This window comes from Stenotrophomonas maltophilia, from assembly GCF_002799245.1.
Classification (GTDB): Bacteria; Pseudomonadota; Gammaproteobacteria; order Xanthomonadales; family Xanthomonadaceae; genus Stenotrophomonas; species Stenotrophomonas maltophilia_S.
The window spans coordinates 376,074-390,479 of the sequence record NZ_NEQV01000001.1 but is presented as its reverse complement, the minus strand read 5'-3'; the positions used below and the strand labels follow the sequence as shown (position 1 = coordinate 390,479).

Annotated in this window: 11 protein-coding genes and 1 tRNA gene; 5 read left to right on the top strand and 7 right to left on the bottom strand. The window is 66.4% G+C overall.

The genetic code is table 11. The features are described 5' to 3' along the window. Nucleotides 1-139 precede the first annotated feature (139 nt). Together B9Y64_RS01815 and B9Y64_RS01810 are read left to right on the top strand one after the other, a co-directional pair. Complete coding sequence (locus tag B9Y64_RS01815) at nucleotides 140-2,023, top strand: M61 family metallopeptidase (protein ID WP_100439270.1); 1,884 nt, start codon at nucleotides 140-142, stop codon at nucleotides 2,021-2,023. Then, nucleotides 2,020-2,709: a lysoplasmalogenase gene (locus B9Y64_RS01810; RefSeq protein WP_100439269.1), complete on the top strand. Its 690-nt coding sequence runs from the start codon at nucleotides 2,020-2,022 to the stop codon at nucleotides 2,707-2,709. The genes B9Y64_RS01815 and B9Y64_RS01810 overlap by 4 nt, the downstream gene beginning before the upstream one ends. A gap of 29 nt (nucleotides 2,710-2,738) precedes the next feature. On the opposite strand, the gene B9Y64_RS01805 is transcribed toward B9Y64_RS01810, so the two are convergent. The 5 genes from B9Y64_RS01805 to B9Y64_RS01785 are packed head-to-tail and all read right to left on the bottom strand — an operon-like array spanning nucleotide 2,739 to nucleotide 8,771. Next, entirely contained in the window at nucleotides 2,739-3,470 is a 732-nt protein-coding gene (locus B9Y64_RS01805) for a hypothetical protein (RefSeq protein WP_100439268.1), read from the bottom strand. Continuing rightward, on the bottom strand, nucleotides 3,467-4,423 hold the full coding sequence (locus B9Y64_RS01800) for a hypothetical protein (RefSeq protein WP_100439267.1): 957 nt from the start codon (nucleotides 4,421-4,423) through the stop codon (nucleotides 3,467-3,469). Before B9Y64_RS01800 ends, B9Y64_RS01805 begins: the two co-directional genes overlap by 4 nt. 45 nt (nucleotides 4,424-4,468) lie before the next feature. Beyond that, on the bottom strand, nucleotides 4,469-7,264 hold the full coding sequence (locus tag B9Y64_RS01795) for a TonB-dependent receptor (RefSeq protein WP_100439266.1): 2,796 nt from the start codon (nucleotides 7,262-7,264) through the stop codon (nucleotides 4,469-4,471). A 14-nt stretch (nucleotides 7,265-7,278) separates the two neighbouring features. Then, nucleotides 7,279-8,247 carry a FecR family protein gene (locus B9Y64_RS01790; RefSeq protein ID WP_100439265.1) on the bottom strand — a complete coding sequence of 323 codons (969 nt, stop codon included), beginning with the start codon at nucleotides 8,245-8,247 and terminating at the stop codon, nucleotides 7,279-7,281. Then, nucleotides 8,244-8,771 (bottom strand): RNA polymerase sigma factor, encoded by a 528-nt coding sequence (locus B9Y64_RS01785; protein ID WP_100439264.1) that lies wholly within the window; start codon nucleotides 8,769-8,771, stop codon nucleotides 8,244-8,246. The genes B9Y64_RS01790 and B9Y64_RS01785 overlap by 4 nt, the downstream gene beginning before the upstream one ends. 236 nt (nucleotides 8,772-9,007) lie before the next feature. On the opposite strand from B9Y64_RS01785, the gene B9Y64_RS01780 reads away from it, so the two are divergent. The 3 genes from B9Y64_RS01780 to B9Y64_RS01770 all read left to right on the top strand — a co-directional run bounded on the left by B9Y64_RS01780 (nucleotide 9,008) and on the right by B9Y64_RS01770 (nucleotide 13,109). Beyond that, the gene (locus tag B9Y64_RS01780) at nucleotides 9,008-11,881 is read left to right on the top strand and encodes an autotransporter domain-containing protein (protein WP_100439263.1); all 2,874 of its coding nucleotides are present in this window, start codon (nucleotides 9,008-9,010) and stop codon (nucleotides 11,879-11,881) included. Nucleotides 11,882-11,978: 97 nt separating this feature from the next. Then, the gene (locus tag B9Y64_RS01775) at nucleotides 11,979-12,983 is read left to right on the top strand and encodes a 2-hydroxyacid dehydrogenase (RefSeq protein ID WP_100439262.1); all 1,005 of its coding nucleotides are present in this window, start codon (nucleotides 11,979-11,981) and stop codon (nucleotides 12,981-12,983) included. A gap of 50 nt (nucleotides 12,984-13,033) precedes the next feature. Then, a tRNA-Thr gene (locus B9Y64_RS01770) sits at nucleotides 13,034-13,109 on the top strand. Between the two features lie 160 nt (nucleotides 13,110-13,269). Here B9Y64_RS01770 and B9Y64_RS21855 read toward each other — a convergent pair. After that, on the bottom strand, nucleotides 13,270-13,875 hold the full coding sequence (locus B9Y64_RS21855) for a hypothetical protein (RefSeq protein WP_157804470.1): 606 nt from the start codon (nucleotides 13,873-13,875) through the stop codon (nucleotides 13,270-13,272). A gap of 294 nt (nucleotides 13,876-14,169) precedes the next feature. Further along, the gene (locus B9Y64_RS01765; RefSeq protein WP_157804469.1) at nucleotides 14,170-14,406 is read right to left on the bottom strand and encodes a hypothetical protein; all 237 of its coding nucleotides are present in this window, start codon (nucleotides 14,404-14,406) and stop codon (nucleotides 14,170-14,172) included.

Here is a 14,406-nt window from a genome sequence, read left to right as displayed (position 1 = left end):
CGAACCTGCACAAGGTGGGTGCGAACCTTGGTTCGCACGCTTTTTGGCACGGACCCCATCCACCCATGACCTTCGGCCATGGGGCCGGACGCTGCACACGCCTAGCATCGGAGGATTCTCCGTTGTTGGAAGTTGCCCGATGAAGACCCGAGCCCTGGCGATGTCGTTGCTGTTCGCGCTGGCCGCCTCGCCTGCGCTGGCGCAGGCCTCGCCGCCGGCCAATGCCACGGCTCCCGGACTGCTGCGCATCGATGTGGACGCGCGCGACCTGGCCCGGCGCATCTTCAAGGTGACCGCCACCGTGCCGGCCAAGCCCGGCCCGATGACCCTGCTGTACCCGCAGTGGATTCCCGGCAACCATTCGCCCACCGGCCCGATCGACAAGCTGGCCGGCCTGCGCGTTACCGCCAACGGCAAGCCGCTGGCCTGGCAGCGCGACCAGTACAACGTCTATGCCTTCAAGGTGGACGTGCCGGAGGGCGTCGGCGAGATTGTCGCTCACTTCGATTTCCTGTCCTCGCAGGGCGGCAGCCAGGGCCGGGTGGTGATGACCCCGGAGATGCTCAACCTGCAGTGGAACGCCAACTCGCTGTACCCGGCCGGGGTGGATGCACGCAACCTGCAGGCGCAGGCCAGCGTGACCCTGCCCAAGGGCTGGTCGTTTGCCACGGCCCTGGAGACCGCGCGCCGCGACGGCGACACCGTGGTGTTCAAGCCGATTTCCTATGACCACCTGGTCGATTCGCCGTTGTTCGCCGGCGAACATTACCAACGCATCGATCTCGATCCGGGCGCGAAGGTGCCGGTGCACCTCAATGTGTTCGCCGACGACGCCAAGTCGCTGAAGCCGAGCGAGGCGCAGATCACGATGCACCGCGCGCTGGTGCAGCAGGCCGACAAGCTCTACGGCGCGCGCCACTACAACCACTATGAATTCCTGCTGGCATTGACCGACCGCCTCGGTGGCATCGGCCTGGAGCATCACCGCTCCAGCGAGAACAGCGCCGACCCGGGTTACTTCACCGAGTGGGACAGCAACGCCTGGATGCGCGATCTGCTGCCACACGAGTACACCCATTCCTGGAACGGCAAGTACCGCCGCGGTGCCGATCTGGCCACCGCCAACTTCAACACGCCGATGGGCGACAGCCTGCTGTGGGTATACGAAGGCCAGACCCAGTTCTGGGGGCAGGTGCTGGCGGCACGCTCGGGACTGTGGTCGAGCACGCAGGCGCGCGACATGCTGGCCAATGTGGCCGCGACCTATGATCGCGGCCGCCCGGGCCTGGCCTGGCGGCCGTTGCAGGACACCACCAACGACCCGACCATCGCGCAGCGCCGCACGCTGCCCTACCGCAACTACCAGATGAGCGAGGACTACTACTCCGGCGGGCAGATGCTGTGGCTGGAAGTGGAGGGCAAGCTGCGCGAACTGAGTGGCAACCGGCGCAGCCTGGACGATTTCGCGCGCGCCTTCTTCGGGGTCGGCAACGGCGACTGGGACGTCAATCCGTACACCTTCGACGACGTGGTCGCGACCTTGAACGGCATCGCACCGTATGACTGGGCGACGTTCCTGCGCGGTCGCCTGGACGGCCACGGTGCGTTGACCGGTGGCCTGGAACTGGCAGGCTGGAAGCTGGCCTACCGCGATACTCCGAACGACGCCTACAAGGCGCAGGAAAAGCGCGCAAAGGCAGCGCTGCTGGCGTATTCGCTGGGTGCGACCGTGCTCGACAGCGGCGTGGTCGGCGACGTGATCTGGGACAGCCCGGCCTTCAATGCCGGCCTGGCGCCGGGGATGAAGGTGATTGCGGTTGGCGGGCGCGAGTACAGCAGCCAGCGCCTGAAGGATGCGGTGGCTGCGGCGGCGAAGGACAAGGCGCCGATCGTGTTGCTGGTGAAGCAGTTCGACCGCATCGAAACGATGAACATCGCCTACCACGGTGGCCTGCAGTACCCGGTGCTGGAGCGAATTGCCGGCAAGCCTGACCGCCTCGCAGAGCTGTGGAAGGCACGATGAAGCTGCGCGCCCGCGATGGCCTGATCCTGCTGATGGCGATCCTCGCCATCATCGGCGCGTTCCTGCACGGTGACGGGCGTTGGCTGCATTGGCTGGCCAAGCCCGTGACCACGCTGCTGATCGCTGCCATCGCATGGCGGGTGCGTGATCCCGCGCAGCCGTTCTACCGGCGCGCGGTGCTGGCCGGCATGCTGCTGTCGTGCGCGGGCGATATCGCGCTGATGTTGCCGATGGATGCGTTCGTGCCCGGGCTGGTCGCGTTCCTGCTGGCGCACCTCTGCTACATCGTCGCCTTCCGCGATGGCCTGCGTGCCGGGCGTGGCCTGCTCGCCGCCAGTGTCCTGCTCGGCGCGTTCGCTGTACTCAATGTGCTTGGCCTGTGGCCGCACCTGCCCGCACCGATGCGTATTCCGGTGCTGGCGTACGTGGTGGTGCTGGCCTCGATGGCGGTGCTGGCGCTGGCACGCCAGTGGCGCCGGCCCAGGCCCGGTGCCGCGGAAGCCAGCAGTGCGCGCTGGGCGGCCGCCGGCGCGCTGCTGTTCGTCGCCAGCGATTCGCTGCTGGCCTGGGATCGCTTCGCCGGCGGCCTGCCGCTGGCCAGCCTGCTGGTGCTGTCCACCTACTACGGCGCGCAATACGCCATCGCCCGCTCGGTGAAACAGCAAAAAGGGGACGGAGGGGATTAAGTCGCAGACGGCACCACGGCATAAACGACTTAATCCCCTCCGTCCCCTTTTTTGATTGTGTGCAGGGTGCCCTGTGCGTCGAACTGAAGGCGTGCGGACTGGTGATCACCGGCAACCTCGTCCGGCAGCCAGGCCAGGGTGCCGCCCTTGCGCACGATCACATAGACGTGGCCGACTTCGCCCGGTGTGCCCATCAATGCATTGCGCTGCGCCTGCAGTGCCTGGGCCACGCGTGGTACCGCCTCGAAATCGATGTTGGCCAGCGCCGTGCTGCTGCGGCGCAGGGTGATGGTGGGCGCGAAGCGCTGTGGATCGACCGGCTCGCCCTTGCGCCACTGGCCACGCTCGAAGTGATAGCTGTCCACGCGCGACGGTTGCTGCGGATCGACCAGGTCCAGATTGATCCGGCCATCGTCGTAGAAGTGGATGCTGTGGAACACCGTCAATCGATGCCCGGCCAGTGCCGGCAAATCTTCGAGTGCCTGGCGTGCGGCCAGCAGATGGTCGGCATCGAACAGCCGGTTGCCGCGCGTGGGAATCGGCGCAGGCTGCGGTCCGGCAGCCACGCTGACGCCGGGTGCGAGCGATGCGGGCTGCTCGCGCGACGGCTGCGACGAAATGAAAGGCGGCAACCGATCGGCCTGCACCGAATGGCCCATCGTTTCGCCCAGGGTCTGCAGTGTCCCTCCTGCCACGGCGACGCCGGCCAGCACCAGCAGCACCATGGAAAACACCAGTCGGGTCGAGGGCGGCTGCCTCATACACCCTCCAGGCGAACGTTGCCGCGATCTTCCGGGTCGTACAGCAGCGTGACCTGCTCGCGTGGAAGGTTGGCCAGCTCGATCAGCGGGATGAAGCGGCGCACGCTCACCTGCTGTACGCCGCCTTCGCGGTCGATGTACTCCAGCTGGAACTCCACCTGCGGCTGCTCGTTGAGGTAGGTTCCGGTCTGGCGCAGCTTCAGCACCTTCGCCTCCACGCCGATGCCGCGATACTTCAGCGCGTCACCGCGTGCATCGGCCTGCAGCACGCGGCCCAGCAGGCGCAGGCCCAGCGCATAGCCGCCCAGCACCAGCGGGCACACCAGCAGCGGATGGCCGAAGGACAGGAAGGTCCATCCCAGGCCCTCGCTCTGCAGCCGATAGGTGAACACGTAGGCACCTGCAACCGCGACGATGCCGATGACTGCACCGACGCCGCGGCGCCAGAGGCTGGCGACATCCAGTTCGGGCTGGGCGCCCTCCAGCACCACATTGGGGAAAGCGCCCGGCATCCGGCCCAGTCGCACCTCGATGCGCTTGCCGACAACGAAACGCTGCAGCTGCGGCTTGCTGTCCACCACCAGCATCTGTTCGTTGATCGGCGTGCCGGACAGGTTCTGGAAGCCCAGCTGCAGCTTCCACTGCGCGAAGCCGCGCACGTGCACGCCGGTCTGCCCGGCCTGTTCGATCAATGCATCACGTGGTTCGCCATCGGCCAGGATCGAACGCACCCGATGCAGGGCGCGCGGCGGGCCCAGCAGCAGGTAGTGCAGGAAGGCGAGCAGCAATGCGAGCCACAGGGCCAGTGACAGGGCGAGCAGCAGCAGGGCCAGCCATGGCGCGCTGCGGTCGGCCAGTTGCACCGGCCACGATGCGCCGAAGTAAAGGATGCAGGGGAAGGGCAACGCGAAGAACAGCAGGAACGCCCCCCAGAACCAGAGATAGGCCTTCATGGGGTGGTGGTGGACCGATGGAACAGGGCGCGTAGGGTACTACGCTCAGTGGATCTGCAGGGTCAGCAGGAAGTAGCGTCCGAGTGGATCGTCCAGCCCCGGCATCTGGCCGCCATTGCCGACGAGGTAGTTCACCGGCTGTGTGTCGAGCACGTTGTGCACGTCCAGCGCGGCGACCACGCGCGGCCCCAGCCGCCGTGCGAGATGCAGGTTCCAACGCAGCTGCCGGGGGTTCATGCAATGGTTCTGCTCGCGCTGCTCCTCGGGGCATTCCGCACCGGGCAGCCAGGCGCGCGTGCGCCCCACCTGGTTGCCGCGCAGGGCGATGTCCCAGTTGCTGTTCTGCCACTGCACATTGAGCACGGCGGCCATCGTCGGTGTGACATGGCCACGCAGGTCCACCGTTGCTTCATGGCCACGCTCGCGGCGCAGTTCCTGCTGCTTCAGTGCATCGAGCGAGAACAACCACTGGCCGGTGCTGTCGGTGTCGATGTGGTACTCCCCACGCAGTACAAAGTTGCGCGAGGTGGTGCGGCCGATGTTGTCGAAGGACAGGCGCAGGTTGCGCAGGCGGCCGTCCTCGTCAAGCTCCCAGGTGCTGCGGTTCCATACCGCGTCGGCCGGTTGCAATGCCAGGATCTCGTTGCGCAGTTCGACGATGTTGTGGGTCAGTGACAGCGAAAACGCTTCGGTCGGCGTCCAGGTCGCGGCCAGGGAATGGCTGCGCGACCGCTCGGCTTTCAATGCATCGTTCTCCACCACGTCCACGGTAACGCTGCAGCGCCCGTTGCCCGAGCTCTGCGCGCAGTCGGGCAGGGCACTGGAGGCGGGTAGTTCGATCGCGCCGAAATAGCCCGGTGGTCGCCGCTGCTCGAACAGGCTGGGGGCACGGTAGCCGCGCCCGCTGGCAAGCAGGAATGACCACTGCGGTGTTGGGCTCCAGCGTACGCCCACGCGCGGCGAGAAGGCCTGGTAGTCGCCATCGCGGTCCCAGCGTGCTGCCAGATCCATGCGCAGCGTGTGCGCCAGTGGCAGGCCGAGTTCGGCGTAGGCACCGCCACTGCGGCGCGACAGGTGCCGCTGCTCCTGTGGCAGGCCCAGCGCCAGGTCACCCTGGCTCAGCAGCGCGTCGGGATGCGACGTCCAGCGTTCCTGGCGCAGGTCGATGCCGGTGGCCAACTGTGCAGCACCGCCGGCCAATGGCATCAACTCGCGCTGCATGCCCCACCAGCCCTGCCACTGTTCGGTACGCCCGCGGTTGCGGATCGACGGGAACAACTGTTCGGCCGCGCCTGCCGGCAACGAGGTGAAGCCGGGCAGGAAATCCAGTGTCTCGGCTACGCGCAGCAGCGGTTCGGCGCGCACGGTGCCCGATGTGGACAACGTGACATCGCTGCGCTGTGCGCTGATGCCGGCATCCCAGCTGCGCCGGCCCTGGTCGCGGCCGATGCCGAAGGTGACGTCGGCATCGGTGGCGCGTACATGCGGTCGCACATTGCCGGCTTCGCGCAGCACGCTGTTGAAGGTGAACCCATACAGCCCGATGGCAACGGCGGTGGGGCCGAGATCGAAGCGCTGCCGGTTGTGGCTGGCCCGCGCTTCGGCGTAGGCATAGCGACCTTCACCGCGTTCATGCCGGTAGCGCAGGTAGGCCGAGGCGGTGTCCGAGGCCGGTTGCAGCGAGCGCGGGCGCGCGCTGTCGAACCAGCAGGCACCGTCGCGCCGTTTCAATGGTCCTTCGCAGCGTTTTGCCGGCCAGTAGAGTCCATCGCGAAAAGCGCCGATCAGGTACTGCGAGGTCTCTGCATGCCAATCACGACGGTCACCGGCCACGTGGTCAATGCGGTGCAGGTCGATGCCGGCGAACCAGCGGTCTCCTCCGTCGCGCACACCGCCGGTGGCTGCCTGCACGCGATACTGGCCGGCGTCGCCGTGCCCGCTCAGGCCGGTCTGCAGCATGGCTTCAGGGCCATCGGCCTGGTCACGCAGGATGATGTTGACCACGCCGGACATCGCGTCGGCACCATAGATGGCCGAGGCGCCGCCACGTACCAGTTCGATGCGTTCGACGAAGCTGAGCGGGATGCCCCCCAGGTCGGTGAGCCCGCCCTGTTCCAGCGACACCATTGGATAGCGCGGCAGGCGCCTGCCATTGACCAGGAACAAGGTCGCACGCGGGCCCATGCCGTCCAGGCTGGTGGTGGTGGCCGCACCCACCGGCAGGTACTGCGAATCGCCACTGCGCGAGGTGCTCATCGCCGGGTGGCCGTTCATGCCGGGCAGGTGCCGCAGCAGGTCGAACAGGCTGCCGTAACCGCTGCGCAGGATGTCGTCGCGGTCGATGATGGTCACCGGCAGCGTGGTCTGCACGGAGGTGCGCGGCAGCCGGCTGCCGGTGACATGGATCGGTGCCAGCTCCACCTGCCGCGGCGTCTCGGCCGCCCTGCGTGGCAGCGGTGCTGCAGGCGTTGCGTGCGCCGCGACCGGCGGCGGCGATGGCGGTGCAGGGTGGGTGCGGCGGACGACGAATCCGCCAGATGACGTGCGCAGGATATTCACCGGCGTGCCGGCGACCAGTTCCTTCAAGGCTGCGGCCGCGTCGCTGCGGCCGTGGGTGCCGGAGGTGCGCAGGCCATCCAGTTCGCGCGCGTCGAACAGCAGGGCAATGCCACTCTGTCGTGCCCATTGCTGCAGGGCCGGTGCCAGCGGGCCTGCATCAACATGGACCTCCAGGGTGCCGGCCTGTTCGGCTGCATCGGCAGAGGGCAGCGCGGCGAAGCTCAGCGCGATGCAGAACAGGCTGCGGAGCAGCCCCTCCTGCAGCGCGCCCGGTACTGCCATCACTGCAGGCCTCCTCAGTACGTGCGGCGCAGTTCCAGCGCGCCATCCGGTCGCGTCTGGCCAGCCACCGACCAACCCAGTTCCAGCGCCGACAGCAGTTCCTGCGCGTCGCCGGCACGGAAGGTGCCACTCACCGCCAGGCTGGCGATCTCGGGATCGGCGATCACCAGCGGCGTGCGGCCGTAGCGGTTCATGCGCTCGACCACGATCGACAGCGGCGTGGCATCGAACACCAGCTGTCCCTGCAGCCAGCCTTCGGCAGCGGCATTGGACGACAGCGCCGGGCCGGGCTGGATGCGGCCCGATGGCAGCACCTGCAGCTGCTGGCCGGGCGCCAGGGTGTGCTGGGTCCCCCCATTGCTGACCTCCACCGCACCCTCCAGCAATGCGACTTCGACCAGGCCATCGTGCAGGCGTTCCACCTGGAAGGTGGTGCCGATGTCGCGGATGGTGCTGTCGCCGGCGCGCAGCTGCAGTGCCTTGCTTGACGGTGCGACCTGCAGCTGCAGGCGGCCACGTTCCAGCTCCAGGTTGCGATGGCGCCAACCGAAACGGGCGTGCAGGGTGGTGCCTGCATCCAGCGTGGCTACGCTGCCATCGGCCAGCGTCTGCTGCCGGGGCTGGTGGGAATCGTTGGCGTAGCGCAGCGGCGTGGGGTTGCCGTCGACGGCGACCATCCAACCGATACCGATGGCCAGGCAGACGCCTGCGGCGGCGGCCACCGCCGGCAGCCAGCGACGCCGCACGGGTCGCGCCACGCGAGCAGCGGCGGTGCGCAGCCACGGGTCGGCTGCCAGTTCTTCGCCCTGCTGGAACAGCGTCTCGGCCTGGATCCAGGCGGTGACATGGGCCGGGTCTTCGGCCAGCCAGTCCTCGAACGCCTCGCGCTCGGCCGGCGTGCAGTCCGGAGCCTCCAGCCGCGCCACCCAGGCGCTGGCACGTTCAAACAACAGGGTGTCTTCCCTGGCCCTGACGTGACTCATCCGTTGTCCCTGTCGTTGTGCAGCGGATCCGATCCGAGTTCCTGGCGCAGGCCCTGCAGGGCGCGGGCGATATGTTTTTCCACGGTCTTGGCGGTGATTCCACAGTGCCGCGCGATCTGCGTATAGCTCATGCCGGTGATCCGGTTGAGCAGGTACACCTCGCGCGCGCGCTCGGGCAGCTTGAACAGGGCCTGCCGCAGCAGGGACAGCATCTGCCCGGACTCGGCCTGGCGCAATGGATCGGGCGACGTGCTGGAAGGCTCGTTGCCGCCATCGTGTTCGGCGAGGGACAGATGCGGCCGCGACTGCGACGAACGGCCGCGGTCTGCCAGGCGGTTGCGGGCGATACGATACAGCAGCAACCGCAGCTCGTCGGCATTGTGCGCGCGATAGCGGATCAGCCGCTCCATGCAGTCCTGCGCGATGTCCTCGGCATCCTCCGGCCCAACACCGCGCGTGCGCAGGAAGGCGCACAACGGCGCGCGTTCTTCCCGCACGAACGCAATGAACGCGTCCGCCGGCACGGACAGGTCCGGCGCGCGATGGATCAGAGGAGAGGGGGCGGACAGGACTGGCCTCGGGCGTCGGTGGCGGGTACGTCTTCGAGTTTTACGCGACGATGACCGGATGGGGAAGAGTGAGTGTGGTCACTGATTCCATTATGAATACATTCATGTTTCGCGGTCCGGCGCGCTGGGGGAGATCGCACCGCCCGGACGTTGAACTCTTGACCCGTGTGTTGCGGGTGGAGAGAGAACACATGAAGCATTCGAAGTTGAGCCTGGCCCTGGCCGGCCTGATGGGCGTCACCGCCATGACGGCGGTTGATGACCTCATGGCAATGAATTATCACGTGCAGGATGATCGCGTATTCCTCAGCGGCGGCGTAACCGTTGCCGATGTGGTGGCGCTGCCTGCGCTGCTGGCCAAGGCGCAGGCCGAGGGGCGCCCGATCCGCGAAGTCGTGCTGCGTACGTCCAACGGTGGCGCGCTGATTGCCGGCGAGTGGCTGCAGGCCGTGATCCGCACCCAGGGCCTGGACACCATCGTGTCGGGCCACTGCATTTCGTCCTGCTCGATCATGCAGTCCGGCGGCGTCAACCGTTACCTCGGCGGCGATCTGCCGCTGGTCGACTCGGTGCAGATCCATGCTGCCAGCAGCGGCGGCAGGATCACCTACGCGCCGTCGCCGCGCATGACCCAGATCTACACCGGCAACTACGGCGGCGGCATGGATGCGGGCCTGCTGCACAAGGCCATGTATGAGGTGGTGCAGCCCAATGGCCTGCTGGTGTTCCGCGACCCGGCGCGCACCACGGGTACGTCGGTCACCTTCGATCCGGATGGCAGCGGCAGCAGGCTGGAGTCGTTCCCGGGCCAGGACATCCGCAGCAACAACATCATCAATACGGCAGGCTACCGCGATCCGGGCGACACCCTGCGTGTCACCAGCAACGTCAGCGGCGACATCAACCCGGGCTACCTGCGCACCGCGCGCCAGCTGCAGGCCTTCGTCGACGACGATTTCGCGCGCTGGAACACCGACTGGGCCAGCACCTACATCAACTACGCGGTGAGTCTGTACAACGTCTCCACGCGGGGGCCGAACGGCATCGGCGCACAGTCGCTGCAGCAGATGCTCGCCGACCCCGATCTGCAGGATGAACTGCGCGGCCAGCTGCGGCTGGCCGATCTGGATGCGTCGACCCTGGCCAGTTCGGCCGGCGTGATCCGTATCAGCAATGGCGCGACCTGGCGCACCGCCGAAACCACCGGCGCCGATTTCATGCTGGTCGACAACGGCACCATCGCACTGGAGGGTGGCGCGCTGCGCACCCCCGAGCTGCGGGTGATGCCGGGCAGCATCGTGGTTGGCCACGGCGATATCGCGTCGGTCGGCACGGACAGCGATGCGCTGCTGGATGGCACCGGCCCGTCCTACCGCGAAGACGGCTTCAACCGCCTGCGCGTGTTCGGCACGCTGATGCCGCGTGGCGGTGATCTGGTGACCCACGGCTACGTCAACATCATGCCCGGCGGGCAGGTGCTGTTCGATGTGACCGAAGCCGGTGGCACCGGCAGTGGCCGCCTGCGCGTCGGCAGCTTCTACGATGGTGGTGCCGAAGAGGGGGCGCTGGTGATCTCGCAGGGCGCACACCTGGCGTTGAACGTCGCCCAGGGCTTCTATGCCGGCGCCTACCGCCGCGACCTGGTGGAAGGGCCGATCTACCAGGGCGGTTTCCAGGATGTCGTGCGTCTGGGTGACGCCGGCTACAGCGCCAGCATCACTGCCGGTGAAGTGTTCCGCCCGCGCCACAATTCGCTGCTCAGCTTCAACGTCAACCAGACGGCCGACGGCCTCTGGCTGACCGCCAACCCGGGCTTCGATCAGCTGGGGCTGTTTGCCAACGGCACCTCCGGCGACGGGCTGGGGCGCGCGCTGGCCGCCGCATCGGACCGCCAGGACAGCGGCCTGAAGTCGCTGCTCGGTGCGCTGCAGTTCACCGACCGCGACGTGATCGCACAACAGGCCGGTGCCCTGCGTGGTGACGCACATGCCAGCCTGCGCCTGGCCGACAATGCACTGCTGGGCAGCATCGGCAACGTGGTGCAGCAGCACCAGGCGGCGATGCGCAGTGGTGGCGATGCCGATGGCCTGGCCTCGCAGGCGGCGCAGTCGGTCTCGGCGCAGCCGGGCATGCGCCATGGCAACCTGTTCAACCAGCTGGCCATGCATCTGGTCGAGCCGGCGGGCGAGGGGGCTGGCGGTGGCAGTGTGCCGGGCCGCAGCCATGGCCTGTGGGCGCGCGGTTTCGCCAGCCATGGCCGCATCGACGCCGATGGTGGCGTGGCCGGCCTGAGCCACAACATCGGCGGCATCGTGGTCGGTGCCGATACCCGTCTGGCCGATGACCGCGTCACCCTTGGCGTCAGCGTGGCCGCGGCCGACATGTCGACCAAGGCCAGCGATGGCTCCGGTTTCAATGGCGACGTGCGCGCGCTGGATGTGGGCGGGTACCTGGACGCGACCTATTCGCGTGGCTACCTGTCGGCAGCCGTGCGCTACACCGACCTGCGCCACGACACCCGCCGCAGCCTCTCGGCCATCGATGGCCTGCAGCAGCCGCTGCGTGCCCGCTACAGCAACGACGCGATCTCGGCGCGGGTGGAACATGCGTTCTCCTTCACCACCGGCAAGGGGCTGGTGATCCAGCCGCTGCTGCCGGTGGTGGACTACGCACGCACCTCGGCAACCCGCTTCAATGAAGGGCAGGGTGCCGGTGCGCTGGTCGGCCGCAGTGGCAGCCTGGAGAGCATCCGCTTGGGTGCCGGCCTGCAGCTGTTCAAGACCTTCGAAGGCAACAACGGCGAGCGCATCACCCCGCGTGCCCGCGTGGTCTGGCAGAAGGAGCTGGGCGATTCCCAGGCGCGCTACAGCACCGGTTTCGCCGCGGCACCCGACCTGGTATTTGGTGCCAGCAGCCAGGCGGTGGGCGAGCAGGTGCTGGCCTGGAACCTTGGCGTGACCAGTCGTGCCAGCGAGCGTCTGTCGATCATGGCCGACTACGTGGGTGAGCGCCGCGACGGACAGATCCAGAATGGCGTGATGCTGGGCCTGGGCTACCGGTTCTAAGGGGTACTCGGCCCCGGCGATATCCGTATCGCCGGGGCCATCCCATCGGGGCGGATGCTGCGGTATGGTCGGCAGGGAACTCCAGCCAGGCCCGTCCATGCAGATCGCCGTTTTCAGTGCCCGCCCCTACGACCGTCGCTTCCTCGACGAGGCCAACCAGCGCGATGCGGCCGGGCAGGGTTATACGTTCGTCTACTTCGATGCCGCGCTGGATGTGCATACCGCAGCGCTTGCACAGGACTGCGCGGCCGTCTGTGTGTTCGTCAATGACCGTCTCGACGCGCCGGTGCTGCATGCGCTGCATGCGTTGGGCGTACGCGCGGTGCTGCTGCGCTGCGCCGGCTTCAACAATGTGGACCTGGCAGCCGCGAAGGCGCTGGACCTGTTCGTCGCACGGGTGCCGGCCTATTCCCCCGAAGCCGTGGCCGAGCACGCGCTGGCGCTGGTGATGACGCTCAACCGGCAGACCCATCGTGCCTACAACCGCGTGCGCGAGGGCAACTTCATGCTGGATGGCCTGCTCGGGCGCACCCTGCATGGGCGCACGGTCGGCATCATCGGCACGGGCAAGATCGGCCTGGCCACCGCGCGCATCTTCAACGGCATGGGCTGCACCGTGCTGGGGCACGATCCGTACCCGTCGCCGGCCTTCGCCGATGTGGGCGGGATGGTGGGCCTGGATGAACTGCTGGCGCGCGCCGACATCGTGTCGCTGCATTGCCCGCTGACGCCCGATACCCAGCATCTGATCAACGACGCCTCGCTGGCGCGGATGAAGACCGGCGCGATGCTGGTCAACACCTCGCGTGGCGGGCTGGTCGATACCCATGCGGTGATCCGCGCGCTGAAGTCGCGGCGGCTCGGCCACCTGGCCATCGATGTCTACGAGCAGGAAAGCGCGCTGTTCTTCCAGGACCTCTCCGGCGAGATCATCGATGACGAGGCTTTCCAGCGCCTGATGACCTTCCCGAATGTGCTGGTGACCGGCCACCAGGGCTTCTTCACCGTGGAAGCGCTGCAGGAGATCTCGGCGATCACGCTGGGCAACCTGGGCGATTTCGCCGCCGGAAGGGCCTGTGCGAACCGGGTGGAGGCGGGCTGAGCCGGGTGGATTGACCGCCAGGGCGCCCAGCCCGTAAAATCGCGGGCTCCGCCGGAATAGCTCAGTTGGTAGAGCGGCGCATTCGTAATGCGTAGGTCGCAGGTTCGACTCCTGTTTCCGGCACCAGTTGTATGAAAAGCCCCGGCCTAGGTCGGGGCTTTTTGTTTGGGCGGAATCGGCAAGTCTTTGATGGGAAGGAGGTTCTTGCTGGGTGAGGAGCTGATGTCTCTTCCACCTGCGAGTCGTGCGGCTTCATAGCCAAGGGGCGTCGCCGGGGCCTTGTTGATCACGAGCCTTGCCACAATCGATTGACCTCGATTCGATCCCGGAGGTGGTCATGATTGGGGCGCATTCCCAGACGGGTGTAGAAGTCATCCAGGAATGAAGTGGCGGATGTGATTGCCCACAGCGCACAATCCGGAGACAGAAATCTGGGGATGTAGTGAACAGATGCAGGGAGAAACTCGAACGAGCTCTGCAGCCTTTCATAAAGTGGGCTGTCATATAGATTGTTGGGCCCCACCATATCTTTAGTGCCCCAGTCCAGCCAATCATGTTTGTAATGAGTCAGGCGATTCCGTAAGTCGAATAGAGTTTTGGCTGAATGGAATGTCGTGTCTGATTCATTCATGGCTTCAACATTGGCATCTATCAGGATCTTGTTGAGCCGCGACAGGGCATTCGCTTTTTCGTCTTTCTCGCTCAGCTCGTTGGCGGTAGCTTCAATGAACGCGCTGGCGCACATCACCGCGCCTGAAACATGTGCGCTCAAGGCTATGGCCGCCTCTTCCGATCCATCCAAGGGCATGCCTGCCGCTGATCGGGCATGGAATGCGGCCATTTGAGCGTGAAGTAGAGAAAAATACATGCGCATATGCATGCCGGCTAGCATCGGAGACTCCCTGGGCTTTCAAGTTGGCTGTTTGCCTGCAATGTGAATTTGCAGCATTGCCAGAATCTTGTTGCATTCATTGACTTGTACGCCTGCTTCTTCGTGACCAGGTATGAGGCGATCTGCTGTACTTCGTCAAGCGGCAAATGGGTTGCGGCTGACTGCTCGTTGCATTTTCAGCGATGCCGTAGACCTTTCCACGGAGGCTTTCACCTGGCGAACCTGACGGTCTGTAGTCATTGCATGCGTGCTTGAAGGCGGCAGTTGGGAAAAGTGCTGCGCGCAACCCACGCTCTATCGCTTCAGCTTTGCCACCGCAAATGCCATGAGAGCAGCGGCTGCAGCAATTAGCAGGGACAGCACGACGTTTGAGTAGAGGTCGATCCAGTGGTCGAGCCCTCGCCCGACCGCAAGGGCAGTGAATTCGGCAACAAAACCAACGATGCCTGCCATCAGCGATGCCTTTCCCGGCGATGCACCGATGAAGCCGGCAACGAAGGCAATGACGGTGCAGAAGATGGCAATGGTCAT

Bases quoted from the DNA above. Each gene is read 5' to 3' on its own strand.
- B9Y64_RS01815 (WP_100439270.1), top strand. From the start codon at position 140: ATGAAGACCCGAGCCCTGGCGATGTCGTTGCTGTTCGCGCTGGCCGCC.
- B9Y64_RS01810 (WP_100439269.1), top strand. From the start codon at position 2,020: ATGAAGCTGCGCGCCCGCGATGGCCTGATCCTGCTGATGGCGATCCTC.
- B9Y64_RS01805 (WP_100439268.1), bottom strand. From the start codon at position 3,470: ATGAGGCAGCCGCCCTCGACCCGACTGGTGTTTTCCATGGTGCTGCTG.
- B9Y64_RS01800 (WP_100439267.1), bottom strand. From the start codon at position 4,423: ATGAAGGCCTATCTCTGGTTCTGGGGGGCGTTCCTGCTGTTCTTCGCG.
- B9Y64_RS01795 (WP_100439266.1), bottom strand. From the start codon at position 7,264: ATGGCAGTACCGGGCGCGCTGCAGGAGGGGCTGCTCCGCAGCCTGTTC.
- B9Y64_RS01790 (WP_100439265.1), bottom strand. From the start codon at position 8,247: ATGAGTCACGTCAGGGCCAGGGAAGACACCCTGTTGTTTGAACGTGCC.
- B9Y64_RS01780 (WP_100439263.1), top strand. From the start codon at position 9,008: ATGAAGCATTCGAAGTTGAGCCTGGCCCTGGCCGGCCTGATGGGCGTC.
- B9Y64_RS01775 (WP_100439262.1), top strand. From the start codon at position 11,979: ATGCAGATCGCCGTTTTCAGTGCCCGCCCCTACGACCGTCGCTTCCTC.
- B9Y64_RS21855 (WP_157804470.1), bottom strand. From the start codon at position 13,875: ATGCTAGCCGGCATGCATATGCGCATGTATTTTTCTCTACTTCACGCT.
- B9Y64_RS01765 (WP_157804469.1), bottom strand. From the start codon at position 14,406: ATGACCATTGCCATCTTCTGCACCGTCATTGCCTTCGTTGCCGGCTTC.